We start from the raw sequence: 24,724 nt of genomic DNA, 5'->3' as shown, positions 1-24,724 counted from the left end.
ATTTTTTATCAGTATTTTATTTCTAAATAATTGTTATCAAAATTATTAATAATATTATTATCAATTTTAAAAAAGCTTTTATATCAACATATAAAAGCCTTTTTTTATTTTAAAGATTGCTTTTCTTAATTTTTGTGATAGAATTATAACAATTTTATGCAAAGGAATGATATATATGAGTCGAAAAATTGGAGTTATTGGTTCTGGACACGTTGGTTCAACGGTTGCCCATTACATTGTCGCTTGTGGATTTGCAGATGACTTAGTTTTAATTGATAAAAATGAAGCTAAGGTCGTTTCAGATGCTACTGATTTTAGAGAAGCAATGGCAAATTTACCTGTTCACACAAATATTATTGTAAATGATTATGCCGCATTGAAGGACGCAGATGTTATCATTTCAGCGCTTGGAAACGTTAAATTACAAGAAACTTCTAACGGTAATCGATTTGTTGAATTACCAGGAAACAGTAAGAGCGTTAAAGAAGTTTCAGCTAAAATCAAAGAATCTGGTTTTAATGGTGTTTTAATTGCCATCACTAATCCTGTTGATGTCATTACTCAACTTTATCAAAAATACACTGGTTTACCAAAGAACCAAGTAATTGGAACTGGAACATTATTAGATACTGCCCGAATGAAACGTGCAGTTGGTGAAAAATTAGATGTTGATCCTCGATCCGTTAGTGGTTATAACTTAGGTGAACATGGTAATTCTCAATTCACTGCTTGGTCTACCGTAAAGGTCTTTGATCAACCAATTACCGAACTTGCTAAACAAAGAAATCTAAACTTAGATGAATTAGAAAAAGATGCCATTAAGGGTGGTTTTACTGTCTTTTATGGTAAGAACTATACTAACTATGGTGTTGCAACTGCTGGAGTTCGATTAGCAAACGCTGTTATTAGTGATGCTCATGAAGAATTATTAGCATCTAATTATCGTGAAGATTATGGCGTTTATATTTCATATCCTGCTATCATCGGTCGAAAGGGTGTTGTTGGTCAAGTTCATCTAGACTTAACTGATGAAGAAAAAGCCAAATTCCAAAATTCAGTTAACTACATTGAAGAATACTACAATAAGTACAAGGATTAATCTAAAAATCAACCATTATTTAAAAATGGTTGATTTTTTATTTGACACTCTTCATTAACGCATAGATAATGAAAACATTATATTTAAAGGAGTATTCACTATGCATTCGAAACCAATAACTTGGTTATACTTATTTATTAGTATCGCTATTTTGCCTATTTCATCCTGGATATTTAAAATGATCTGGCCATTTCATACTCACAGTAAAATCCTAACAGATAATCTTTATTCCCTCTTTCCTGGTGAAATAATGTGGATCGTCATAATTTTATTATTAAATCACTTCTTTATTAAACAAAAACTTTCTTTTAAAGTTAATGCTAAGGACGTGGTCCTCCCTTTTATTGTCACAATTGGAATTATCTTTGCAATGACTAGAACAACAATGAGTCAAACCCATTATTCACATCCAGTTATCATTGGGTGTTTAATTGGTTCTTTTGCTCTTTTCGTTGGTTTCTTTGAAGAAACACTATGTCGCGGAATTATGTTTCCCAAAATGTTAAGTACTTTTAAAAATGTATCATTAAAGAACGTTTATTTATCAGTCATCGGTTCAAGTTTATTATTTGGTGGAATGCATTTAATGAATTTAACTCGCCAAAGCTTGTTAACAACGCTTGTTCAAGTCGTTTTTGCGCTTTCAATTGGTTCATTTTTGTGTGCATTTTATGTGCGTTCTGGAGCACTTTGGATGCCAATGGCTATTCATGCTTTATGGGATTTTAACAGCATGTTTTATAAAAATACGATTAGCGACTCCCCCATTAAATCGGTTTGGCAAGGAGAATGGATTGCTATATTCATGTTCATATTTTTCGTCGGTTTAATGTTCATTCTGCTTCGTCCCCAAAAATTAAAAAATCGTTTAGTTTGGTTAACACAAATTTCTAATCATTAGCTAATAAAAATATTGGGCTAATCATAAAATTTTTATCAAGTTAATATGTAAAAATTAGATAGCCAACAATGGAGTGAGCATAAATTATGGAAAAAGAATCAGTAGGACAATTACTTAAAATTGCCTCAAATCAAATGATTATTATGTTTGATAGTTTCACACAAAAATTTGGATTAACTGGTAATCAAGTTTTAATTATTGATTACCTGTTCGATCATCAAGATACTCATGTTTATCAAAAGAACATTGAAAAAATGCTTTTAGTTCGAAGATCTACCGCAACAGGTTTACTCAATATAATGGAAGATCACGACCTAGTCAAACGTACTCCTGATAAACATGATGCGAGACTAAAACAACTTAGATTAACAAAAAAAGCATTAAAGATTCATGATGAAATTCCTGATTACTTTAAAATCGAAAATGACCTGCTAAGTAAAACAATGAGCAAGGATGAGATTTGTAACTTTATGGTGAATTTAAATAAAGTCATCAATGTGGCTTCAAAATTCTCCAATAATAAAGACACTCCACCGAAGTGAAGTGTCTCGTAGGGTTGCTAACAAAATTATGAACAATTCCCATTTATGAAAAGCACTTTGAATCTATAAAGAGAACCGTGAGTGAACGATTATATATAATTTATTTACTATCCCAATTATTTGGAATATTTGCGTAAATATAAATATTAGAAATAGTTTCATTACGCTTTTCATAAACAATAATATAATAAGCAATTTACTTACGTATTCGTACAAAAAAGATTTTTATTTAAAATAACTTAATATTATTGTTTTTACATTTAGTTATTAAATTACATTTCTCATGTCTAATATAATAAATAATTATTCAATCATCCTTGATGTTTCAAGGATGATTTTTTTATTTATTTAATTCCTTACACAAAAGAAACAATTGTGTTATTATAATATTTGTTAGTTACCTAACAAATAAATTGTGAGAGGGCATAAAATGAATCATGAAGTCATTAGCAAGTTATTAAGAATTGCCTCAAATCAAATTGGTAATGATTTTAATAACTACACCAAGAAATTCGGACTAACTGGTCATCAACTAATGGTAATTAATTTTTTGTATGCCCATCAAGGTCAACGAATTTATCCACGTGATATTAAAAAAATGCTGCTCGTGAAAAGATCAACTGTATCAGTTTTAATACATCGGATGGAAATTCATGGCTTGATCAATAGGCATACTGATGAAAAAGATGCCCGACTCAAAAGGATTACATTGACTGATAAAGCTCTTCGAATCAGAAATATAGTAAATGATGGTTATAACGCTGAAATTCAAAAACGTCATTCACCCATATCAGAAGAAGAGTCTCACCAGTTAATCAATTTATTAAATAAACTTATTTATGGAGGTAATACCAGTTATGGTAAATACTGAGGAAAATATTTCACCACGTTTGATGTTATCAATTGTAGCAGCAGGACTGATGTCATTTTGTGGTGTCATTGGAGAAACTGCAGTCAATATTGCATTCCCAACCCTAATGAATCAATTCAATGTCTCCACTGATGCTGTTCAATGGATGACTACAATCAACCTGTTAGTTATCGCAATTATTGTTCCACTATCAGCAATTTTGAAGAAACGTTATAAAATGAAGAGTGTGTTCATTGTTGCTGATATTCTATTTTTGATTGGTCTACTACTTGATTCATTTTCACCACAATTTTCATTGTTAATCTTAGGCCGAGCAATTCAAGGTTTTGGAACTGGTCTATCATTACCATTAATGTTCAACATTATCTTGGAACAAGTTCCTGATGCAAAGAAAGGTATGATGATGGGCTTTGGCTCATTGATCACTGCCGTTGCTCCTGCGATCGGACCTGTTTTCGGTGGCGCTGTTGTTTCATCGATTGGCTGGCGTTACATTTTCATTCTATTAATTCCATTGATTGTAATTTCTCTTTTCTTAGGAATGAGTACAATTAGACAATCTAGCCCAATTGAAAAAGTTAACTTCGATATTCCAAGCTTTTTATTAATCATTGTTACTTTTGGTGGTTTGGTTTTTGGATTTAGTGAATTAGGTAGTGCTATGTTTGAAAGTTTATCTTTCATTATTATTGGAATATTAGCAATGATCGTTTGGGTAGTTCGTTCAAATAAACTCAAAACCCCAATCATTAATTTAAAGACACTCTGCCATTTTGATTTTAGTAGTCATGTCTTTTCAATTGCTGCCCTTCAATTTACTACTTTAGGATTATCATTTATTTTACCTAACTATGTTCAATTAGTTAATGGTAAGAGTGCCTTGATGGCTGGATTGATTATGCTACCAGGAGCTGCATTAGGTGCTTGTATGTCACCTTTTGCTGGTAAGTTACTTGATAAATTTGGTCCTAAAATGCCATTGATGGTCGGTTCCATTGTTATGATTATTGCCAACCTATTATTTTTCATCTTTGGATTGAACCTATCCAATCCATTGATCATGGTCTTTTACTTCATTTACATGATTGGGATGGGAATGATGTTCAGTAATTTAATGACGAATGGTATTCGTTCCTTGAACGATAAATTAGCTTCAGATGGAAACGCCATTAACAATACGGTTCAACAATTAGCCGGTGCCATTGGGACTTCAATTATTTCAGCTATTGTTGCCCTCAGTCAAAATGCTAAGGGTGTTTCCAAAGCTGCTGGAACTGCGATTGGGGCCCAACATGGATTACTTTTATTATTAGTTTTAATGGTTATTCAAATGATTATCTTAGCAATCGCATTATTTAAAAACAAAACTACTAAATAGATAACAGCATAATAAAAAAGAGTTGTACTCCATGTACAACTCTTTTTTATTTAAGCTTAATTTTGAACATCCAACTTCTTATCTATAACAACTTCATTTTGTTGTGGATACAATACAAATGATAGATCACCATTAGTAATGGATGCTAAGAATACTTGATTAATATCATAATGTTTGCCATTACGGACTAACGCTGCTTTCAATTGATTGACACTAACGTTTGCATCCGCTAAATTTTCTTTATCAACTTCACCATCAATAATCACAGTGTACGTAATGGTATCATTATTACCTTGTACGGTTAACGTCCCATTTCGTTCAAATAAGGCGTTCTTAACGCTTCGGAAATTATCAACTCCTAAACTTCTCAAGTAAAACATTAAATCACTCGCGGTCATCCCATTTCTCAAAAGTACATCAACATTTACGTGCCCGTTCTTGATTACTGTTAGGGGTTCCCCCACCATTATTCGAGTAAAGAACTTGGAGTTTCGAGCCAATATCCGCCATCCAAAAATGATAATAGACCATAAGAGTAAAACGATAATGAACGTTAATAATGTTACTGAAGTATTGTAAAGTACTCCCCCAATGATTCCACCTAAAACATAGTTCTGCATTTGATCAATAACGGTTGATTGGGCAACATTAGATTTACCTGATAAATTAATTTGTAGAACTAATACAAAGAAACCAATCAGGAGCTTTAATCCCAATAGCAAATAAAGGTTATTGAAGATATTAAGTGAAAAATCATTTTTATTAACGTAATTTACCTTGTTCGGAATGGCTTTAATTTTTGATAACTGATATCCAGTCTGATTGGCATCCAAATTAACGATGTAGTATTTTCGATTAACTTTAATCATCATCCCTTGCTTAATTGTCGTTGAATCAGTATAAATATTTTTTAAACTAACGTGTTTATCATGACTGATCTGTCTCATCATACTGGCGGTCTGACGACCATGCGAATAGTTATTATTGCTAATGTTACTAATTTGAATTCCGATCACTAATAACACCATAAAAAATAAAATAATTAAAAGATCACGAAATTTTAGATTTGTTCGATTCCTTAAATATTTGATTCCAAAAAATAATAATAATATACCAAATACAATCATTACAACTAAAAATAAGTAATTTAAAAAATCATAGTTTTTGTTCACAAAATCATAAGAATATAAATTCATATTTTTCCCTCATCCATTACAAATAAAAATGTTCAGTATGATGAGTACTAAACGCTTTTAAATCATTTTGTTAGACATTAAATTTAATTACAAGCTTACCAGTTGTGTGCCCATTTTCGCTTTCTTGAAGGGCGTTCTTAACATTTTCAAGATCAAAATTAAACTGCTTGGAAATAACTGTTTTAATATCTTTATTAGCAATTTGTTTAGCAATTTTACTTAAAACGTCAGGCTTTACATCAGTTTTGTTGAATAAACCTTTAATTCCTAATTTAGCACAAGTGCTTTGATCAGGCATACCACTTGTTGAAACAATGGAACCACCCTTTTTAACCAATCCATAACTTGTTTCAAGTGTCTTACCACCAATTAAGTCTAAGACTTTATCAAATTTATCAACGTCCTCAAAGGCATTAGCTTTATGGTAATCGATAACACCATCAGCTCCCAAATCCTTTAAAAAACCATCATGATTAGGACTTGCAGTTACATAAACTCTAGCACCAGCATTTTTAGCAAGTTGAATCACAAACATATCAACGGCACCTGCACCACCTTGAATAAGTAATCTATCACCAGATTGAATATCCAGACCTTCAAACAAAGATTGCCAAGCAGTTAATCCTGCAACTGGAATGGTTGCTCCTTCTTCAAATGATACTTAATTAGGTAGGACTGCAGTTAAACTATCATCCGTTACCGTGTATTCTTGGTATGTTCCCTTATAAGTAGCAACAAAAGAAAAGACTCGATCACCTGGTTTAAAACTGGTTACAGCAGAACCAACTAACTTAACAATTCCTGCTACATCTAATCCTGGCGTTATTGGGAATTGTAACGGCATCATTTTTTGCATGAATCCTTTCATTAATTTCCAATCCATTGGATTAATACTAACAGCTTTGTTTTCAATCACAATTTCATGTTCTTTAGGACTAGGTGCTTTTTTATCAACTAAATTCAAAACAGAATTATCACCGTATTCATTGTATTCGATTGCTTTCATATCTATAGAGCTCTTTAATTTATAATACTATTATCAACCATTTATACAATAAATGTTAGTATCATAACAAATTAAAGTCAATAAATCTGGCTACAAAAAATTAACTGATTTTAGTGATTCACTAAGTTTAGACAAACTATATTCAACTTTAGGTATTACAACAACATAAAATTTCCAACTTACAATTGAGTGACGATTTTTAAGCATTAATAAAATAAAAAATCCGAATTACTAAAGTTAATTACTTAGTAATTCGGATTTGTCCTTGTTATATTACTACATATTTATCAACGCTTTAATCGTTCTTCGTTCAGCCATTGCTTTGTAGGCGTCGTTAATATGATCCAAGTCAAATGAATCAGTAAATACTTTTCCTGGATTAATACGTCCATCTAACACTGCTTTTAATAAAATATTCTTAACATAAGTTGTAACAGAAGCAGGACCACCAGCTACCGAAATATTTTTATAGAATTGTGGTTTTGGATCCAGCCCTTCACCATGTGGTAATCCAACACGACCAACTGAAGCCCCTGGACGAGCCACTCCAATTGCAGTTTCAGTTGATAATGAACTTCCCACACATTCTAAAACAGCATCAGCACCAGCGTGATTAGTCATTTTCATAAGTTTATCGATTGCTTCTTTACCACGTTCTGCAACAACATCCGTTGCACCAAACTCAATTGCTAATTTTTGACGGTCTTCATGCCGACTCATAATAATAATTCTTTTAGCACCACGAAGTTGTGCAGCAATCACACCACATAAACCTACCGCACCATCTCCCACAACAACAACAGTATCACCTTTTTGAACGTTCGCAGTTCTAGCAGCATGATAACCAGTAGCCATAACATCTGAAAGTGCTAAAAATGATTTAATCATTGCATCGCTGTAATCATCAGGCTTACCAGGAATCTTAATTAATGCCCAATTAGCGTGTTGGTATCGAATATATTCTGCTTGTTCACCATTACTAAAATTATCTGAGTGGTTCAAGCAATCACCATCAAATCCTGCCCGACAAGCTTCACAGTGTCCACAACCATGAACGAAAGGTGCAATTACAAAATCACCAGGTTTGAAAGTTGTTATTTCACTTCCCACTGATTCAATGATTCCAATTGCTTCATGACCGGTATTTTCAGAATGTTCTGATTTCTTTTCTAAACCGCGATATGCCCATAAATCTGATCCACATACACATGTTTTAACTGTCCGAATGATAACGTCATCTGTTTTTTCGATTTTTGGTTTGTCAGTTTCTTTAATAGCAACTTGACCTGCTTTTACAAATTCTGTTGTTTTCATTAAAATACATCTCCTATTTAATATATATTGATTAGTCCTCATTACCATAGTAAAAAGATGCTGTTGCACCACCATCAGCTAAGAACGTTGATCCAGTAATAAACGCCCCTCTGTCATTCATTAACAATTCAGCAACATTGGCGATTTCATCTGCAATTCCTGGTCTTCCAGCTGGTGATTTAGCAAACATTTTCTTATAAAAATCACCACGAATGCCATTAAATTCATCAATAGCTAATGGAGTAACAATAATTCCAGGTGCGTTGGCATTTAACACGAGCACCAACAACGATCATTACATCTTTTTTCATACTCCACAACCCTTCTAATGTTTTTACCAACATTATATTCAACTACAATATCTATCACTGTTTAATATGATATCGTTTATAGTACATTATAAGTCAAATGAAAGTTTTAGAATCATGATTAATGTAATGAATATTTGCCCTTTAATTAAAAATTTAGCAAAAATAGTTGCGTTTTTATTTATGGCAACAATTACTTATCTTTTTAAAATCATATCTAAATGAGGAATTCCATCTTCTAAATACACATCTGATGACGTCTTAAAACCAAATGAAGCATAAAAGTTCTTTAAGTAATTTTGGGCTTGAATTTTAATTTGTGCCGAAGGAATCCGTCTAAAAATTTCATCAATGGTAGCTTGAACAATTTTTCGGCCAAGTTTTAATTTTCGATATTCTTTAACGACTAATACCCTTCCAAAACTAATGTAATTCTTATCATCATTGGGTACAATCCGTGTATAAGCAATAAATATGGTTATTTTGTAAAAAGGTAAACGTGCGTTGCATTATTATCCTTATCATCTACTTCTTGATAAGGACATTTTTGTTCTACAACGAATACTTTTACCCGTTCTTTCATAATATCAACGACTTCTTGTGGTGTTAACTGCTCAGTTGTTTTAACTACTTTTGTGATATTTTCCATTTTAATCTTCCTATCTAGAATTACATGGTTACTTTATTTAACTAGTTCATCATGAACTTTTTTCATCTGTGATGGTGCCATTTCACAACAACCACCAATCCACTTTGCTCCTAATTCATGCCATTTGTGTGCGTTATCAGCATACACGTTCTCAATTGGTTTACCCCATTTTTTAACACTTGGATTGTACTTAGCACCGGCATTAGGAGCTACTAAGATTTCTTTATCGCCCTTAGCAGTTTGACTTAAGTAACTCACTGCGCCATCAGCATATTTAGGATCGAAGCAGTTTACCCCATAAGCAATAATTGATGATTGTTGCTCTAAATAAGATTGAACATCACGCAAATTCGTTCCATCACTGATATGATGAGCATCTTTTAATGAACATGAGAAATAAACAGGAACATTAGGAAATTCACTAATCAAACTACATAAAGATTTAATTTCATCAAAATTAGGAATTGTTTTAATCGCTAATAATTCAACTCCAGCTTCAATCAACCACTTCATTCGATCAATATGAAAAGCTTTAAAATCATTGTCAGAAACATTATAGTCACCACGATACTCTGAACCATCTGCTAAATATGCTCCATAAGGTCCAATGGCTCCTGCAATCCACTTAGCTTGTTTCCCTGTACTATCCTCTCGAGCCTTTTGAGCTAATTGAACTGATTCTTTAATCCATTTTTCTGCTTGTCCTTTTGTATAACCAGAATCAATAAAACCTACAACATTCGCCTGATAAGTATCCGTTGAAGTAACATTTGAACCAGCATCAAAGTAACTCTTATGCACTTCATATATCTTTTCTGGATCAGTAATCAAAGCTTTAGCAGTCCAAAGTTTGTTGTTAACATCAAACCCTAAGTTCTTCAATCCTAATCCCATTGAACTATCAAACAATACTACTGGTTGTTTTGCTTCCCATTCTTTAAAATTCATTTTTATCCCGTCCTTTATATTTTGGCTTAACGATTACATAGTACAAGTAACATAAAACTGAAAATGGAATTCCAAAAATCAATGCAATCCGTTGGTTTGGATCAAACCCAATTCCAATAATTGAAGCAATACAAATAATGATTACTAACCATGGTATTATTGGGTATAGTGGTACATGATATTTTAAATCTGATAACTGATGATTCTTTAAATATTGTTTTCTAAAATTCAATTGAGCCCAACCAATTACCAACCAAACGGCAACAACTGCAAAAGCTGATAATGCATTTAAAGCCAAATAAACAGTTTGTGCTGCATAAATACTTGAAAACAATGATAAAAATCCACCTAACATGGTCAATAAGAGCCCATAAATTGGTAATCCGTGATGATTCAACTTCCCTAATTTAGGACTAATCTCTCCATGATCCGCTAATGACCAAATCATTCTTGAAGCTGCATATACTCCGGCATTAGATGCTGAAAACAACGTTATGATCAATACGGCATTCATCACATCTGCCGCATATGGAATTCCCGCTTGATTCAAAATGGCTACGAACGGACTTGTCGCTAGTGCTTTGCTATGTGGTGATAGTAACGCTCCCATAACGATAATTGCCCCGATGAACAAAACAATTAAAATAATCAATGTTTTACGAATGGCATCCGGAATTGTCTTAGATGGATCCTTAGTTTCACCAGCTGCGACTCCAATCATTTCCGTTCCTGAATAAGCAAAGTTAGCAGTTAGAATCGTTGCTAAAATTGGTCCAACCCCATGTGGTAAAATTCCACCCCTAAACAATTCACGAAAATGAGGCAACACATCTGTGTGCTTCACCATTGGCACTACTCCTAAAGTCATTAAAACCCCAATAATTATAAATGCCAATAAGGCAATTGTTTTGATCCACGACATTAACGACTCACTTTTAGTGAACCAAGATAAATTAATTAGGTTCAATCCTAATATAATAATCCCCAAAAATAAACTCAATTTCCAAATTGATATTTTTGGAAACCAGCGTTGAGTTAATAGGGACATCGTCAAAAAATTAGAACCTAAGGCAATTGTCCAAGTTAACCAGTATAGCCATGCAACTACAAAACCAACTCCAGGATTAATGAAGCGATTAGCATAATCATGAAAAGCCCCAGTTGTTGGCATATATACAGATAATTCACTTAAACACTGCATTACTAAACAAACGAGAATTGCCCCAATTAAATATGCAAAAATGGTTCCAATCGCTCCGGCACTCTGAATGAAGTACCCAGGACTCATAAAGATTCCAGTCCCAATTACGCCACCTAGTGACAAAGCAATTAAATGATTTGTTTTCATTGATTGATTCAACTTCGGTTCAGCCATTACAATTTTCCTCCTAAAATAAAAAAGCACTCGTCCTAAAAGGACAAATGCTCGTGGTACCACCTTAATTTATAAATCATCAAATAATCTATCTCTTAGTTCACTATAACGAGTGATATCGTAATAAATTAATTAATTCGTTTATTATCTCTCCAAGACCATCGTTCACTTAATCTCAATTTCCTGCTCTCACTATCTCAGGCTCGCTTTGCACCAAAATTAAATTACTCATCTTTTCAAAGAGAAACTATTAAATTGTTTTGATTATATCACCGTTATGATTTGAGTAGCAAGTATAATAATGAGATAATAATAAAACTTATTTTAAGCGTAAAAAATTCATTATCGGTTCTTTAATATCTTTTGCGATTTAATAGTTGTAGTAATGAAGAAATAAAGACGAGTGTTTATCATAAACGTAGTTTATGATATCATTTGTTGTAATTTAATTTCAGCTTAACTTCATAAATTATATTCTGGATCAAAATAACTATAATCTAGGAATTTTACTAATTTGATATGCACATTTGGTAATATGCCCATAACTTGTAATCTTATAGCCATGTTTATAACGTGTTAGCTTAATTGTTTCAGTTGGCTTATTTATCCCAAATACTTTATGAGCCTCAATATAATAAGTATTACCTTTTTTATGATAATTGGTTGCTATAACTGTATTCCTACCAGCATTCATAGCAATGAAATCCATTACATTACTACTTTTTACATATTTATTATAACGTGCATCCAATATTAAACAATTAGATGGCCTGTGTTCTTTCATTAGTTTCTTGTTAGCTCTTTCAGCATGTGTGACACTACTATAATTACTGAAAATCTTACCTTTGATGGCATTTGGGAGTCCATTATGTTGCACACTTGCATTAGCAGATACACCACTACTAACTATAAAAAATAAACCTACAATTGCAATTACAACAAAAATTAGATTACGTAACTTCATATTTAATATATCTCCTATTTTGAATGAATTGCTTAATTCAGCAGTAAATGTCTGAATACAATTTCATTCTACATTATTTAAAGAACAACTTCTAGAATCTTTATTATAGAATAATAGAACTATTTCTTGATAGTTTTTCATTTTAAATTTGATATTCTAACTAAGTAACATATATAATTATCGTCATTAAGAAAATTCTAAATAAACTAATAAGGATAATCATGATAAATAAGCTAAAATTTTTGTATAATAAATTCAACATTTAACGACACATTAGTAGTAAGGCTAATCGTGTGGCTTTATTTATAATTCTTAATACGATTTTGAACACTTTTTCAACCTTATTTAAAATTGGACTAGGTATCTTTTATGCAATCATTTTGGTTCTTGATATTTGTTTTTTATTATTTGATCTTACTAAGTAATCCGCGCTTATTTTCTAACCCGATATACACAAATTAGAACTATGAATTTACCATTAATCAATAAATTATCTTATGTTAGGATTAGAATAAGTAATAATTGTAATATAATGTCAGCATTTGAAACAGAAGAGTTCATAAAATAATTTAATTCAAAACATTAAAAAATATCTTTTTTTATGGATATTTTTGTTCGATAAATGATAGGAGATGAAAAAATAAGATAATGAAATGGTTTACTAAAAACTTATATGTCAATCTATTAGTAGTATTCATAGCAGTCATAATGATCGTGTTGGCATTCATCTTTTCTAACAGCACTGCCATTTCAACATTTGCTGGAACTTCACTAGGTTCAGTTTTAAGTTACTTTATTGCCAATTGGCAAATGCACAAACAAATTGATATCGAAAGATGGAGTAGAGAACATTCCGAAAAGGAAGATTACCTTATTCGGATTAGAAAAAATGCAGTTAGAATAAAGGAAACCATTAGAAAAACTGATAATTGGTTAGATGGAATGCCAACTACATTTAATAAAACTAGGAATGAAAAAATTCTTTTCTTTGAAATCCCCGACGAAATGGGTTCTTATGTTACAAATTACTTAAAGGAACTGAAAAATCTTAATGATAGTATTGATGAATATGCTTGGAATGCTGTTACAGTAATTTTTGTTCACAAACCCAAATATAATAACGATATTAATAAAGCTTTTCAGGATATTTTAGAGCAGAAAACAAAAATTAGTAAGGAGATTCGTAACATTGCTTTAGTCCATTCTCGCATTAATGATAGTGGTAAATTTAATCAAAACGAGTATAACGATAATCTTAAATCAATCAAAAAACATTTTAAATTCATTGATGATAAAGCAACTAGTATTATGGAAGACATTAAACTAATAAAATAATAGCGATTCACCCGTCACTGGGTAAGTCGCTATTTTTGGATAATCAATTAAATTATTTTTAGAATTTATATAAGTCAATTGATAGATAACGATCGTTGCCATCAGGAGCAACTGTCACTACCTTATGACCCTTTCCTAACTTCTTTGCAATTTCAATTTCTCCATAAACATTAGCTCCAGAAGAAATTCCAGGTATAAAACGTAATACTGTAAAATACAGTTGATTACTAACACTTTTCGAAAATATCACTAATAATAATTTAAACTCACTTAACCTTGATTATCAGAATCTACTTTCAGAAAAAATGAATAACATAGTCAACCGCTAAATTCCAACAACAAACCTTACAGTAGTTCATATCATCATAATCTACAACTGTTTACAATAAACCAATTTTACTTTAATTCATTCAAGCACTATTTTATTGATTGGTGAGAGCCAACTAAGAACTAAAATAATATACTTTTTAAAACAAAAGCCACTTTCATTCATTCGAACGAAAGTGGCTAAATAATTTTTATTGGTTAAGTGTATATTTATTTCGTTTGTTCGAAACATTTGGTGTTTTATGCATACTTTGATAAATAGCAAGAACAATCATTAAAATGATTAACAATAACCCAAACATTCCAATTCCGGGAGCAATTCCACCTAATGGGGAAAAACTACCTAAGAAGTTAACAACTGTTGGTGAGAAAGCAGTTCCGATGTTAGCACCAACAAGTAAAATGGAGTTAGCCAAAGCATCAGAACCCTTAGGAGCTGCAACCTCCATTAAGTTGAATAAGTAGTTTCCAGCTAATGGAAAGGCACATCCAATGATCATAACTGAAACAATCAACATTGGAAAAGTAGTTGCATAGTTCATGATAAGTGTTCCAACGGCTAACATGATGACTCCAAGAGTAAAGACGAATCGTTTGATCACATCGTAGATTTTACCAAACATAAAGCCCATTACCATACTAGTTAAAGTGAAGATGGTAATAACGAAACTAGCATCAGTGGCGGAACCCATCTTGTTACCAACCACAATGGATGGAGTCAAAATACTTACAATGGCCATTCCCATGGTTAGAATTCCACAGAAAATTCCGGCAGTAATAACTTTGAAGTTAACCTTAGGTTTTTCACTCTTTTTAGTTTTAGCTTGAGAAGATTGAGTTGCGGCATCATCAGTAAATGGTGGCACTACGAACCAGAACAATGCTAAAACAGCAAAAATAACTGCATATGATAAGAATGAAAATTGCCAACTAATGTTCAACATGAATCCAATTGAAAGGTTCATAATACATAAACCAATTTGTTCAAAGGAACTCCGGTTCCCTAACATTTGGGAACGATCATCACCGCTATAGAACAAGTTAACCATCGTAATTGCTAACGAGTTCAGAAGACCAATTCCAATCCCGAAGACAATCCGAGAAAGCAAAATAATCCAAAGATTAGGAATGAACGATGGGATAACTCCTGAAATTCCCATGATCAATAATCCTAATCCAATACAGTTCTTCATTCCTAATTTCCGTGAAATGGAAGCGGAGAACAATAAAACAATAAATGCTGGAATTTGTTGAATCGTCGCAATCGTATCAACTAATGAAGAAGGATAATTTGAAAAGGTCTTCTCCATCGCTGGTAATGCTGGCGAAATTGCAGTACCAATAGTAATAACTAGTGATACTGCTAAAATTGAAAATCGATGGAACAACGTTTTAGCGTTCCAACTATTCTTATCCTTAGCCATATCTTACAACTCCTATTGTGAATTTATTAATATTCACTCACTATTGTACTACCAGTCTTAAGATTGTGTTAATACTTTGCTCTATTCATTATCAGTTATGCTCATTTATAGATTTCTTAATTGCCATTTTTTGATTAATGTTTCGACCATAACGAGTTGACTGAACACCACTACTTAACTTACTCAATTCTTTACCACTAATGTTATGTGAATTCATCATAGTGATTTTACCTACTTTCTATTTGACAATTGGCAAACCTAAATTTTGATAAACTTTACTATCTCTAGCTTCAATTTTAGAAATAACATTCGAATCATCTAACTTAGCCGGAATTTCAAATTTATCAAATTTGAACCAATCATCTAAATCAGGAGAATATGATAGAATCCCCCATAACTTATTTTCAGCACTCTTTGATAAGTACTTTAATTCATGTTCATTATCATAAACTGTATTTAACGTAAAAGGTGTAGCATGTTTATTCAATGCAAAAGTTGCTTTTATATCAGTCTCATCTACTAATGATGCATCCTGAATTTGAACAATACAACTTAATACATGATGTCCATTAACCATTTCGTCATTAATTACTAAATTATTCATTTTAAAAAATCTCCTTTATTTACTTTCTAAATCTGGATTATCGGAATCAATATCATTTGTAACTTTCAAACATCTACTAATATAACTAATAATATTTTCTCGTTGTTTCTTAATAGCAGTTGTCCGGTCATTATCATTACTAGCATCCATAATTTCATTAACAGCCTCTAGTAATGAACTTAAATTAGCTTCAGATATCTTTTTTAACTTTGCATTTTGATCTTGAATTTTTTGTGCTGTAGTTAATTCATTTTGAAGCTTTTCAATCTTATCTTTCTTCTCATCAAACATACGACAAATCCCCCTATTGTGTTGTAAAGTTGTAACATATATGAATCATGATATCTAAATTGTCACAACAACAAATCAATATTAATATTTTAAATCCTTAATATCAATTAAATTGCTTATATGCTCACAGTGAGGGCAAATTCTTTGCCTAATTAACAAAAGTTCCTATAATTTAACTATAAACTTAAATAAAACATTTTGGAGGAATTATTATGTTAGTAGGAAAGAGAAAATGGTTCAAAGATGCTGTCGTTTATCAAGTTTATCCAATGAGCTTTCAAGATAGTAATCATGATGGAATTGGTGATATCAACGGAATTCGTAAGCGTTTAGATTACATAAAAAATTTAGGTGCAAATACGATTTGGTTAAACCCAATTTATAAGTCACCAAATAAGGATAATGGATATGACATTTCTGATTATGAATCCATTCAACCTGCATATGGGACCATGGAAGACTTTGATAAGATGCTTAAAGAAATGCATGAAAAGGGTCTTAAGTTGTTAATGGACCTTGTTGTTAACCATAATTCTGACCAAAGTAAGTGGTTCCAAATCAGTAAAACTTCACAAGATAATGAGTATGCTGATTTCTACATTTGGCGTGACCCCGTTGATGGCCATGAACCTAATAACTGGGGTTCTAACTTCAGTGGTTCTGCTTGGACCTATGTTCCTGCTAGAAAACAATACTACTTGCATTGTTTTGCTCCATGTCAACCAGACTTAAACTGGGACAATCCTAAACTACGTCAAACCATTTATAAAATGATGCGTTTCTGGTTAGATAAGGGTGTTGATGGTTTCAGAATGGATGTTATCAATTACATTTCTAAACCTGAAGGTCTTCTTGATGGTCCTGTTATGAAAGGCCAAAAATACTCTCCGGTCGATGTTCAAGTTACTAACGGTCCCCGTTTAGGTGAATATCTTAGTGAAATGAACAAGGAAGTTCTTTCTAAGTATGATGATATGACCGTTGGTGAAATGCCTGATTCCGAACCTGAAAATGCCATCGACTATGCTAACCTAGACGGTAGTCGTTTGAACATGGTCTTCCAATTCGAACACGTTAGTTTAGGTGTTAATCCTGACCGTCGTTTTGGTAAATGGTATGATTCCGCAGTTCCACTGAAAGATTTAAAGCTTTCATTAACTAAATGGCAACTTGCTCTTCAAGGTAAAAGTTGGAACAGTCTTTACTGGAGTAACCATGATCAACCTCGTGCCGTTTCTCGTTTTGGAAATGATGATCCTAAATACCGTGTAGTTTCAGCCAAAATGTTAGCTAATACTTTACACATGATGCAAGGTACTCCTTATGTTTATGAAGGAGAAGAACTTGGTATGACCAACGCTCATTTCAAGAAACTTTCTGATTATGAAGACATTGAATCGATCAACGCTTACCACCAATACGTTGACGAAGAAAAGATTGCTAAACCTGAACAAATGCTTAGCTACCTTGAAAGTCGTTCTCGTGATAATGCACGGACACTAATGCAATGGGACGATAGTGAAAATGCTGGTTTCTCCGATGCTAAACCTTGGTACACAGTAAATAATAACTACAAAGAAATTAATGCCAAAGCAGAAGTTGGGAAACCAGGTTCAGTATATAGTTACTATCAAAGAGTGATTAAATTACGTCATGACTACGATATCATTCGTTATGGTGACTTTGAAAAGTTAGACATTAATGATACAGAAGTCTTTGCATACAAACGTCATTATCAAGGTCAAACTTTATTAGTAATCAGCAACTTTACCGATAAAGAACTTACCCGTGATTATGATCAAAAAGATGGTCAATTATTAATTGGTAACTACGATGATGATAAAGGAACTACTTTCCGTCCATACGAAAGCAAAGTTTACTTATTCAAATAAAAAATAACTTAAAAAACAAGCTCTCCATCATTAAAATGGAGGACTTGTTTTTTAAGTTAAGGCAAAAGCTAGCAAGTATATCCCAATTATTAATAGGAGGAAAAATAAATATTTTAGAAATTTATTTTCTCCGTATTTAGATATTCCACTTAATGATAACAGGATTATTGTGCCTCCCATCATGATGATTAATATCATCCTTATAATGCTATATAACACATCGTTCACCCTTAATATAATTTTTATAAGATATCAAATTACGTTTCTAATGATTCACACTTGTGATATATCACAAGTGTGTTATACTTATATAGTTCACATATGTGAAATAGTAGATTACTATTCATATATGTGGATTCACCACACCTCTTAGCAAGGGTGAGATGATATATCGATTGCTAGATCGACACAGTAGGGTATATCTAACTTGCATTGTTTTATATCAATGCTCTTAGAAACCACGACCTTATCCTTGAATAAATTCAAAGATAGGTTGTGGTTTTTATTTTATCCAAACTGTTATCTAGTAATTTCTAATCACTTACCTGCTTTAGAGATTGGTAGATTAATGAATCATAGTCATGTGGAATAATTTTCCTAGTTTACATTTTATAAAGTAGTATCCAACATTTAATCCAGTGATATAGCCATCACTTACCCGTTTTAAAGTACCTCTTAAATAATCGTTAGAATTAACTTTTCTATAAATATAATTCTTCTTTGTTTCAGCAACGTCTTCCTTATCCATAAATAATATCTCCCTATTGTGTTTGTGTATTGTCTTAAATATTGTCATTTCACTTTAATACACTGTTTGATATAATGTAATAAATTTATTACATATTGTAAGTAAGGAGGAAGTTAAATGAGTAATCATGCTACACCTAAAAAAAAACAGTAAAAATAACATTATATTATTAATTATTATCCTTTCAATAACAACTGTTGGACAAGGTATTATGAATCCATCCGCTCGCTCTAGTTTTATAAAGGGTTTTGAAAAGGGTAGAAACGCTGCCGTAGCTAAACATCAAGTTAAAAACAAAAGTAATATTAATCAAGATAAATGAAACAAGTAATATTTATAATCATGTATAAAAAACATCCTGAAATTTTTTAGAGTAGTAAGTAAATAATTTCAGGATGTTTTTTATATTAATACTTCTCATCATACCCCCCATTTGTATAGTGAGTATCTTTAAAACTGTCATCATTTCGCTTTTTACGCTTTTCATGACTTTCTTCTTTAAATAAGTTTTCTTTAACAAATTGCTTCATTGCATGTTTACTGATTTGCGGATAGAGAACAAAACTAACTTTTCGATCAGTAACTTGAGCTAAGAAAACTTGATCAATTTTATACTGTTTTCCATTACGTTGTAATTGCACTTCAAGTTCATCCATAGATAACTTAGATTCATCCAGTGCTTGATGATTCAGATGCCCATCAACGATTACCGAATGGGTATCATTTTCATCTTTGACATGAACGGTTAGAGACCCATTTCGTTCAAACTCAGCATCCCTAACATTTCGGAAATCTTCAGCATCATGTTCCCGCAAATTGAACAATAAATCATCGGCTGACATTCCATTTTTTAATAGTGCATCAACATTCACAAGGCCGTTCCGAATGACTTTCGTTGGATGACCTATTAAGAAACGTTTGAACAGTCTAACATTTCGAGATAAAATTCGAACCGCAAACACAATTATTGACCATAATAACAATATAATCGTAAATTCAAGAATTGTAATGTTAGGCAAATAAATCATTACCCCAACTAAACTGCCCAAAACATAATTTTGCATTTGATCCAAAACAGTTGATTGAACTAAGGTTGATTTTCCAGAAAGGTTTATTTGAATTACCAACATGGCACAACCAAGCAGTAATTTTAATCCTAACGTTAAATAAGATGCCTCAAACAGGGTAATTCTGGGATGATGTTTTGGATTATACTTGATTGCATTAGGTGAAACAACTTTTGTTGGTGTCAAAGAATAACTCGTTTTGTGAGCATTGAAGTTAACATTATAAAACTTATTTTTTAATTTAATTGTCATCCCATTATGAAGGACTCGCGAATCACTTGCTACATCCTTAATTGGTGTTTTTTGAGCTAAACTCATCTCATACAAAAAATGGGCTGTTTGGCGACTATTATTCTGACTGCTTAATTCAACATTATGCCATTGTAATCCCATTAACAAAAATGAAATAAATAAAACCAGAATAAATAAATCCCTAAATTTTAAATTCGTTCGATGACGTAAATATTGCACCCCAAAAAAGATAAGCACAAAAATAAAAATGACTAATGCTGCCATTAAATAATAATTAACATTACTAACGTTGTGTTGCAAATAATGATAAGTATATAGGTTCATTAAATTGCTCCTTGCTTTAAAATTCTTGAATCATTAGAACACCTAGAAGTAGAATCACTAATCCAATAATTCGTTTTATGGTAATTGGGCGTTTGGGATTCCCCAAAAGTCCAAAACCATCAATTAAAGTACTTTCAATCATATTTCCTAATAGAACCACAACAATTGCAGTTCCTGTTCCCAGTAATGGTGCTAAAAATAAATTACCAGTGGTATATAAAGCTCCTAAAATTCCACCACTCCAAATTGATAGCGAAAAATCAGCACCTAAAACATTACCAAGTTGCCTAAAGTTATGTTGAATGATTCCCACCATGATCACCATAATTAATCCACCAGTTAAAAACGAAAAAGTCCCTGCTTTAATTGGTGACATAAACTCTTTATTTAACGCACCATTAATTGCTGTTTGGATAGCTAGTAAAATTCCATTTCCAATCCCTAGTAATTGCCATAACTCTTTTCCATGATTATTATTTTGTCCTTTAGAAGTACTAGTTGGTTTAATGATCATGAAAACTCCTATAAACAAAACCAATATTCCTAACAATCTGGGAACTGAAAAGGAATGAACTAAAGAATGGAACCAGCCCATATCATCAATTGTCATGCTTGCAATGATTTGACCAAGTAATGGCATTATAATCGTTTGAACAGCTCCTAATTTAGGTAATAATAAAACATTGATCGTTAATGCAATATCACCAAGTAATCCTCCAATCCATAACCAACTTGGTAACCGTTGAAATGATTGTAATGACACAACTGGCCACTGCATTGTGATTAAACTAAGGAATAACATGAAACAGGCTGCTACAACCATTGATACCATTGAAGCTAAATATGCTGATTGTACTTTTTTTCCTAATTCAGCATTAATTGATGTTTGAATTGGAAGAGCAAATCCTGCAATAATGCCTACTATAAATAACATAAAATCCACACTCTTCTTTATTATTTATAAATAATAAAAGGGTCATATCAACTGATATGACCCTTTTTAATAAATCATTGATTATTCACTAACTCTAGCATAACCAATCAAATTCCACCAAGGAGCATTTACGTTTTCAGTAATAACTCCACGGTCTTGAGCATCAATCATTTTACCGTTCCCCATATAGATTCCCACATGACTAATGTTATTTTCACTTGAACCAAAAAAGACTAAATCACCCTTCTTGGCATCACTAGCATCAACATGTTCAAAGGAATCATATTGTTGTTGAGCGGTTCTTGGTAGGGAAATATGATAATGTTGGTAAATATATTTTGTAAAACCAGAACAGTCGAATGTACCATTTTCGCCAGTTGCACCATATTCATAAGCTGCTCCAAGATATTTTTTACCTTCATTAATTATTTTTTTCATCGTTGAACTACTAGTATTATCACTAACAACAACAGAACTACTTGAATTATCAGCAGCGCTAGAGCTAGAATTTGCAGATGATGAATTTTGTGATGATTGGGAACTTTGATCCGAAACAGTCATCATGCTCTTATCAGCAGAACTAACTGTCATATCACTATCTGTGTTATGTAATGCACGCGATTTAAAACTAGCTGACTTCTTTTTCTTTGGTTTTAATTTTGTCATTACGCTAGCATTTTTAATTTGAGCTTTGTATTTTTTAATATTCTTCTTAGAAATCTTTGTTGCCTTTTTGGCTGTTGAATAAATATCACTCTTACCGGAATTTGTAGTAGTGGAGTTCTTTTTACTAGAAATACTGTAATTTACTGCAGCCCCACCTGCAACTGCAGCAGGTTTGTATCTATTGACCTTAACTTTCTTTACCTTAGGCTTTACGTTATTATATGTTACACCATTAACATTTTGTTTCTTAGTGGTGTTGGTATTATTAGCGTTATATGTAACTTGCTTATTAGCTGAGTAATTAGTATTGTTCTTAACATTTTTCACTTTATTTCTAACATTATTTACAGCAGCTTTAGCATCGTTCTGTAACCCTAACCCCCCAGCAATGATACCAACTGAGACAATTCCAGTTTTAATCAGTTTTGAATTTGTCATGTCAATACTCCCCTCAAACTCTATTTGTAATCTTTAAAAAATATGTAAGATTAATTATTGTGTATAGCTAAATTTTAACATATTTAAAAATAAATATCGAAAAAATTTAATTTTTTATTGACAAGAAATTAATTAGTAGATATAATCATAATCATAAATTTAATCGAATCCAAAGACAAAGCGTGAAATAGTAACCATCGGAAAGATTCCAGTGAGCTTCGTTAAGTGAAAAGAAGTAATCGGCAATTTGGTGAATGTAATTCACAAGTCATAACTATGATTTTTAAGTGTAGTAGTTATTGGGAATGCGCCCATTATCGCAATCGAGTATCGCGGCTTTTATAAGCTTGCCGTACTTGCAGAGTCTAGTATTGTAAAATACTGGAGAAAATGGGTGGTACCACGCTGAAAGCGTCCTTAGTTTATTCTAAGGGCGCTTTTTTTGTCGCCTGGATTTAAATCTTTTTTTGGAGGAATGACTTATGACTAATAAGTTGAGTTTGAAACATTATTTTCTTTTAGCATCATTAATTTTCGGTTTGTTTTTTGGCGCAGGTAATTTAATTTTCCCGCTTCATTTAGGACAATTGGCTGGCCATAACTGGGGATTAGCCACAATTGGATTTTTAATTTCTGCAATTGTTTTACCCCTGCTTTCAATTTTGGCGATTAGTAATACTGAATGTAATAGTTTGTATGATATTGCCTTACCAGCAGGAAAATGGTTTGCTTATATTTTCCTAGCCTTAATTCATCTATCACTAGGGGTTTTGATTTCATCTCCTAGAACTGCAACTGTTACTTATTCAATGGGAGTTCAACCTTTCTTACCACACGCAGGTCACATTGGATTATTCATTTTTTCATTTATTTTCTTTGCAATTGCATATATTCTTGCCTTCAAACAAGCAAAGTTAACTGATTACATCGGCAAAATTTTGAATCCTCTTTTCATTATTATTATATTTATTATTTTTATCATTGCTTTCTTTATTGAAGGTGATTTACGTTCTTTACCACTTATTGCTGCTCATCCCCAAACTAGTCAAATTACAAATGGATTTCTTCAAGGTTATAACACCATGGATGCAATTGCTGGTTTAGGATTTGGAGTTACAATCATTTCGGCTTTTGATCAATTTCACTTTAAGAATCATGATGAACGCTCACTTGCTGTTGCTAAAGTTGGAACATTAAGTATGGGTCTTGAAGCTCTAATTTATATTTTCTTGATTGCATTAGGGGCATCAAGTTTAAATTATCTTCATCTTTCTGCTGATGGTGGAACTGCATTTACCCAAATCATGACTCACTACACTGGATTAGCAGGAAGCGCTATTCTAGCCGCATTAACATTTTTAGCCTGTATCACTACTGAGATCGGGTTAATTACTTCCCTTTCTCAAGATTGGGGAAAACGTTTTCCAAAATTGGGCTATCATTTTTTCCTAACCATTGCAACCGTTCTTTCATTTATCATTGCTAATTTTGGTTTAGATAACATTATTTTATACTCTGCTCCGTTTTTAAATTTAGTTTATCCATTTGCTATTGCAATTATTTTACTTGGCCTCTTAACAAAATGGATTGATAGAAACACTATTTATTACAAAACTACGATTGTTTGGACAACAATTCCTGCTATCTTAGATTTTATCAATAACTTACCACCATTCTTTGCTCAATGGAATTGGATCAACACTCTTAAAATTTGGGGAACTAATCACATTCCACTATATAAAGAAGGTTTAGACTTTATTCCATTCTTAATCATTGGATTAATCTGTAGTTGGCTTATTAATAAGTTTACAAATAAAAAGGCATAAGTTCGAATTATTACTTCTCTTTAAAATCAATGTTAAAATAGGTTT

23 protein-coding genes and 3 pseudogenes are annotated in these 24,724 nt (G+C 32.1%); 8 read left to right on the top strand and 18 right to left on the bottom strand.

Translation table 11 applies throughout. The annotated features are described in order from the left end of the window. The first annotated feature begins 175 nt into the window (after positions 1 to 175). The 5 genes from AC3B6G_RS07950 (at position 176) to AC3B6G_RS07930 (ending at position 4,791) form a co-directional block, all read left to right on the top strand. A complete protein-coding gene (locus AC3B6G_RS07950) occupies positions 176 to 1,099 on the top strand; it encodes an L-lactate dehydrogenase (RefSeq protein ID WP_489849879.1) in 924 nt (307 codons plus the stop codon). 100 nt (positions 1,100 to 1,199) lie between these two features. Beyond that, the gene (locus AC3B6G_RS07945; protein ID WP_489849878.1) at positions 1,200 to 2,000 is read left to right on the top strand and encodes a CPBP family intramembrane glutamic endopeptidase; all 801 of its coding nucleotides are present in this window, start codon (positions 1,200 to 1,202) and stop codon (positions 1,998 to 2,000) included. 86 nt (positions 2,001 to 2,086) lie between these two features. Next, positions 2,087 to 2,542 carry a MarR family winged helix-turn-helix transcriptional regulator gene (locus tag AC3B6G_RS07940; RefSeq protein ID WP_489849877.1) on the top strand — a complete coding sequence of 152 codons (456 nt, stop codon included), beginning with the start codon at positions 2,087 to 2,089 and terminating at the stop codon, positions 2,540 to 2,542. Positions 2,543 to 2,972: 430 nt separating this feature from the next. Further along, positions 2,973 to 3,413: a MarR family winged helix-turn-helix transcriptional regulator gene (locus tag AC3B6G_RS07935; protein ID WP_489849876.1), complete on the top strand. Its 441-nt coding sequence runs from the start codon at positions 2,973 to 2,975 to the stop codon at positions 3,411 to 3,413. Beyond that, entirely contained in the window at positions 3,400 to 4,791 is a 1,392-nt protein-coding gene (locus AC3B6G_RS07930) for a DHA2 family efflux MFS transporter permease subunit (protein ID WP_489849875.1), read from the top strand. Before AC3B6G_RS07935 ends, AC3B6G_RS07930 begins: the two co-directional genes overlap by 14 nt. A gap of 56 nt (positions 4,792 to 4,847) precedes the next feature. On the opposite strand, the gene AC3B6G_RS07925 is transcribed toward AC3B6G_RS07930, so the two are convergent. The 9 genes and pseudogenes from AC3B6G_RS07925 to AC3B6G_RS07885 form a co-directional block, all read right to left on the bottom strand. Then, positions 4,848 to 5,987, bottom strand: coding sequence for a DUF3290 family protein (locus AC3B6G_RS07925; protein WP_489849874.1), 1,140 nt, complete (start codon positions 5,985 to 5,987; stop codon positions 4,848 to 4,850). A 70-nt stretch (positions 5,988 to 6,057) separates the two neighbouring features. After that, positions 6,058 to 6,591: a zinc-binding dehydrogenase gene (locus AC3B6G_RS07920; protein WP_489849873.1), complete on the bottom strand. Its 534-nt coding sequence runs from the start codon at positions 6,589 to 6,591 to the stop codon at positions 6,058 to 6,060. A gap of 57 nt (positions 6,592 to 6,648) precedes the next feature. After that, the gene (locus AC3B6G_RS07915) at positions 6,649 to 6,993 is read right to left on the bottom strand and encodes an alcohol dehydrogenase catalytic domain-containing protein (protein WP_489849872.1); all 345 of its coding nucleotides are present in this window, start codon (positions 6,991 to 6,993) and stop codon (positions 6,649 to 6,651) included. Between the two features lie 276 nt (positions 6,994 to 7,269). Beyond that, positions 7,270 to 8,307 (bottom strand): zinc-binding dehydrogenase, encoded by a 1,038-nt coding sequence (locus AC3B6G_RS07910; RefSeq protein ID WP_489849871.1) that lies wholly within the window; start codon positions 8,305 to 8,307, stop codon positions 7,270 to 7,272. Positions 8,308 to 8,338: 31 nt separating this feature from the next. Beyond that, positions 8,339 to 8,581, bottom strand: a pseudogene (locus AC3B6G_RS07905) (SDR family oxidoreductase); the annotation flags it as partial. Positions 8,582 to 8,812: 231 nt separating this feature from the next. Then, positions 8,813 to 9,264 (bottom strand): annotated as a pseudogene (locus AC3B6G_RS07900) (GNAT family N-acetyltransferase). 33 nt (positions 9,265 to 9,297) lie between these two features. Continuing rightward, entirely contained in the window at positions 9,298 to 10,212 is a 915-nt protein-coding gene (mmuM, locus tag AC3B6G_RS07895) for a homocysteine S-methyltransferase (protein WP_489849870.1), read from the bottom strand. After that, positions 10,202 to 11,587 carry an amino acid permease gene (locus AC3B6G_RS07890; RefSeq protein WP_489849869.1) on the bottom strand — a complete coding sequence of 462 codons (1,386 nt, stop codon included), beginning with the start codon at positions 11,585 to 11,587 and terminating at the stop codon, positions 10,202 to 10,204. The genes mmuM and AC3B6G_RS07890 overlap by 11 nt, the downstream gene beginning before the upstream one ends. 490 nt (positions 11,588 to 12,077) lie before the next feature. Then, positions 12,078 to 12,551: a hypothetical protein gene (locus AC3B6G_RS07885; RefSeq protein WP_489849868.1), complete on the bottom strand. Its 474-nt coding sequence runs from the start codon at positions 12,549 to 12,551 to the stop codon at positions 12,078 to 12,080. A gap of 648 nt (positions 12,552 to 13,199) precedes the next feature. Here AC3B6G_RS07885 and AC3B6G_RS07880 point away from each other — a divergent pair. Next, the gene (locus AC3B6G_RS07880) at positions 13,200 to 13,886 is read left to right on the top strand and encodes a hypothetical protein (protein ID WP_489849867.1); all 687 of its coding nucleotides are present in this window, start codon (positions 13,200 to 13,202) and stop codon (positions 13,884 to 13,886) included. A gap of 58 nt (positions 13,887 to 13,944) precedes the next feature. Here the strand turns inward: AC3B6G_RS07880 and AC3B6G_RS07875 are convergent. The 5 genes and pseudogenes from AC3B6G_RS07875 to AC3B6G_RS07855 all read right to left on the bottom strand — a co-directional run. Then, positions 13,945 to 14,085 (bottom strand): annotated as a pseudogene (locus AC3B6G_RS07875) (cysteine synthase A); the annotation flags it as partial. Positions 14,086 to 14,404: 319 nt separating this feature from the next. Continuing rightward, the gene (locus AC3B6G_RS07870) at positions 14,405 to 15,637 is read right to left on the bottom strand and encodes an MFS transporter (RefSeq protein WP_489849866.1); all 1,233 of its coding nucleotides are present in this window, start codon (positions 15,635 to 15,637) and stop codon (positions 14,405 to 14,407) included. 91 nt (positions 15,638 to 15,728) lie between these two features. After that, positions 15,729 to 15,857 carry a hypothetical protein gene (locus AC3B6G_RS07865; protein WP_489849865.1) on the bottom strand — a complete coding sequence of 43 codons (129 nt, stop codon included), beginning with the start codon at positions 15,855 to 15,857 and terminating at the stop codon, positions 15,729 to 15,731. Between the two features lie 18 nt (positions 15,858 to 15,875). Continuing rightward, on the bottom strand, positions 15,876 to 16,241 hold the full coding sequence (locus AC3B6G_RS07860; protein ID WP_489849864.1) for a hypothetical protein: 366 nt from the start codon (positions 16,239 to 16,241) through the stop codon (positions 15,876 to 15,878). Positions 16,242 to 16,256: 15 nt separating this feature from the next. Beyond that, positions 16,257 to 16,532, bottom strand: coding sequence for a hypothetical protein (locus tag AC3B6G_RS07855; RefSeq protein ID WP_489849863.1), 276 nt, complete (start codon positions 16,530 to 16,532; stop codon positions 16,257 to 16,259). Between the two features lie 212 nt (positions 16,533 to 16,744). Here AC3B6G_RS07855 and AC3B6G_RS07850 point away from each other — a divergent pair, with 212 nt between their 5' ends. Then, positions 16,745 to 18,424 carry a glycoside hydrolase family 13 protein gene (locus AC3B6G_RS07850; protein ID WP_489849862.1) on the top strand — a complete coding sequence of 560 codons (1,680 nt, stop codon included), beginning with the start codon at positions 16,745 to 16,747 and terminating at the stop codon, positions 18,422 to 18,424. Positions 18,425 to 18,989: 565 nt separating this feature from the next. Here AC3B6G_RS07850 and AC3B6G_RS07845 read toward each other — a convergent pair. From AC3B6G_RS07845 to AC3B6G_RS07830, 4 genes are all read right to left on the bottom strand, one after another. Next, positions 18,990 to 19,172: a hypothetical protein gene (locus AC3B6G_RS07845; RefSeq protein WP_489849861.1), complete on the bottom strand. Its 183-nt coding sequence runs from the start codon at positions 19,170 to 19,172 to the stop codon at positions 18,990 to 18,992. A gap of 407 nt (positions 19,173 to 19,579) precedes the next feature. Next, positions 19,580 to 20,815, bottom strand: a complete 1,236-nt coding sequence (locus AC3B6G_RS07840; RefSeq protein WP_489849860.1) for a DUF3290 family protein — start codon at positions 20,813 to 20,815, stop codon at positions 19,580 to 19,582. Between the two features lie 16 nt (positions 20,816 to 20,831). Beyond that, the gene (locus AC3B6G_RS07835; RefSeq protein WP_489849859.1) at positions 20,832 to 21,749 is read right to left on the bottom strand and encodes a DMT family transporter; all 918 of its coding nucleotides are present in this window, start codon (positions 21,747 to 21,749) and stop codon (positions 20,832 to 20,834) included. An 81-nt stretch (positions 21,750 to 21,830) separates the two neighbouring features. Continuing rightward, entirely contained in the window at positions 21,831 to 22,853 is a 1,023-nt protein-coding gene (locus AC3B6G_RS07830) for a C40 family peptidase (RefSeq protein ID WP_489849858.1), read from the bottom strand. A gap of 482 nt (positions 22,854 to 23,335) precedes the next feature. Here AC3B6G_RS07830 and brnQ point away from each other — a divergent pair, with 482 nt between their 5' ends. Next, positions 23,336 to 24,679, top strand: coding sequence for a branched-chain amino acid transport system II carrier protein (gene brnQ / locus AC3B6G_RS07825; protein ID WP_489849857.1), 1,344 nt, complete (start codon positions 23,336 to 23,338; stop codon positions 24,677 to 24,679). Positions 24,680 to 24,724 lie beyond the last annotated feature (45 nt).

Source organism: Nicoliella sp. ESL1149 (assembly GCF_058107265.1).
Note: the sequence above shows the minus strand (reverse complement) of the source record. Positions and strands in the feature narration are given on the sequence as shown.

What these genes read in the sequence shown, in the direction of transcription:
- AC3B6G_RS07950 (WP_489849879.1), top strand. Translation starts at nt 176, where the DNA reads ATGAGTCGAAAAATTGGAGTTATTGGTTCTGGACACGTTGGTTCAACG.
- AC3B6G_RS07945 (WP_489849878.1), top strand. Translation starts at nt 1,200, where the DNA reads ATGCATTCGAAACCAATAACTTGGTTATACTTATTTATTAGTATCGCT.
- AC3B6G_RS07940 (WP_489849877.1), top strand. Translation starts at nt 2,087, where the DNA reads ATGGAAAAAGAATCAGTAGGACAATTACTTAAAATTGCCTCAAATCAA.
- AC3B6G_RS07935 (WP_489849876.1), top strand. Translation starts at nt 2,973, where the DNA reads ATGAATCATGAAGTCATTAGCAAGTTATTAAGAATTGCCTCAAATCAA.
- AC3B6G_RS07930 (WP_489849875.1), top strand. Translation starts at nt 3,400, where the DNA reads ATGGTAAATACTGAGGAAAATATTTCACCACGTTTGATGTTATCAATT.
- AC3B6G_RS07925 (WP_489849874.1), bottom strand. Translation starts at nt 5,987, where the DNA reads ATGAATTTATATTCTTATGATTTTGTGAACAAAAACTATGATTTTTTA.
- AC3B6G_RS07915 (WP_489849872.1), bottom strand. Translation starts at nt 6,993, where the DNA reads ATGAAAGCAATCGAATACAATGAATACGGTGATAATTCTGTTTTGAAT.
- AC3B6G_RS07910 (WP_489849871.1), bottom strand. Translation starts at nt 8,307, where the DNA reads ATGAAAACAACAGAATTTGTAAAAGCAGGTCAAGTTGCTATTAAAGAA.
- mmuM (WP_489849870.1), bottom strand. Translation starts at nt 10,212, where the DNA reads ATGAATTTTAAAGAATGGGAAGCAAAACAACCAGTAGTATTGTTTGAT.
- AC3B6G_RS07890 (WP_489849869.1), bottom strand. Translation starts at nt 11,587, where the DNA reads ATGGCTGAACCGAAGTTGAATCAATCAATGAAAACAAATCATTTAATT.
- AC3B6G_RS07885 (WP_489849868.1), bottom strand. Translation starts at nt 12,551, where the DNA reads ATGAAGTTACGTAATCTAATTTTTGTTGTAATTGCAATTGTAGGTTTA.
- AC3B6G_RS07880 (WP_489849867.1), top strand. Translation starts at nt 13,200, where the DNA reads ATGAAATGGTTTACTAAAAACTTATATGTCAATCTATTAGTAGTATTC.
- AC3B6G_RS07870 (WP_489849866.1), bottom strand. Translation starts at nt 15,637, where the DNA reads ATGGCTAAGGATAAGAATAGTTGGAACGCTAAAACGTTGTTCCATCGA.
- AC3B6G_RS07865 (WP_489849865.1), bottom strand. Translation starts at nt 15,857, where the DNA reads ATGATGAATTCACATAACATTAGTGGTAAAGAATTGAGTAAGTTAAGT.
- AC3B6G_RS07860 (WP_489849864.1), bottom strand. Translation starts at nt 16,241, where the DNA reads ATGAATAATTTAGTAATTAATGACGAAATGGTTAATGGACATCATGTA.
- AC3B6G_RS07855 (WP_489849863.1), bottom strand. Translation starts at nt 16,532, where the DNA reads ATGTTTGATGAGAAGAAAGATAAGATTGAAAAGCTTCAAAATGAATTA.
- AC3B6G_RS07850 (WP_489849862.1), top strand. Translation starts at nt 16,745, where the DNA reads ATGTTAGTAGGAAAGAGAAAATGGTTCAAAGATGCTGTCGTTTATCAA.
- AC3B6G_RS07845 (WP_489849861.1), bottom strand. Translation starts at nt 19,172, where the DNA reads ATGGATAAGGAAGACGTTGCTGAAACAAAGAAGAATTATATTTATAGA.
- AC3B6G_RS07840 (WP_489849860.1), bottom strand. Translation starts at nt 20,815, where the DNA reads ATGAACCTATATACTTATCATTATTTGCAACACAACGTTAGTAATGTT.
- AC3B6G_RS07835 (WP_489849859.1), bottom strand. Translation starts at nt 21,749, where the DNA reads ATGTTATTTATAGTAGGCATTATTGCAGGATTTGCTCTTCCAATTCAA.
- AC3B6G_RS07830 (WP_489849858.1), bottom strand. Translation starts at nt 22,853, where the DNA reads ATGACAAATTCAAAACTGATTAAAACTGGAATTGTCTCAGTTGGTATC.
- brnQ (WP_489849857.1), top strand. Translation starts at nt 23,336, where the DNA reads ATGACTAATAAGTTGAGTTTGAAACATTATTTTCTTTTAGCATCATTA.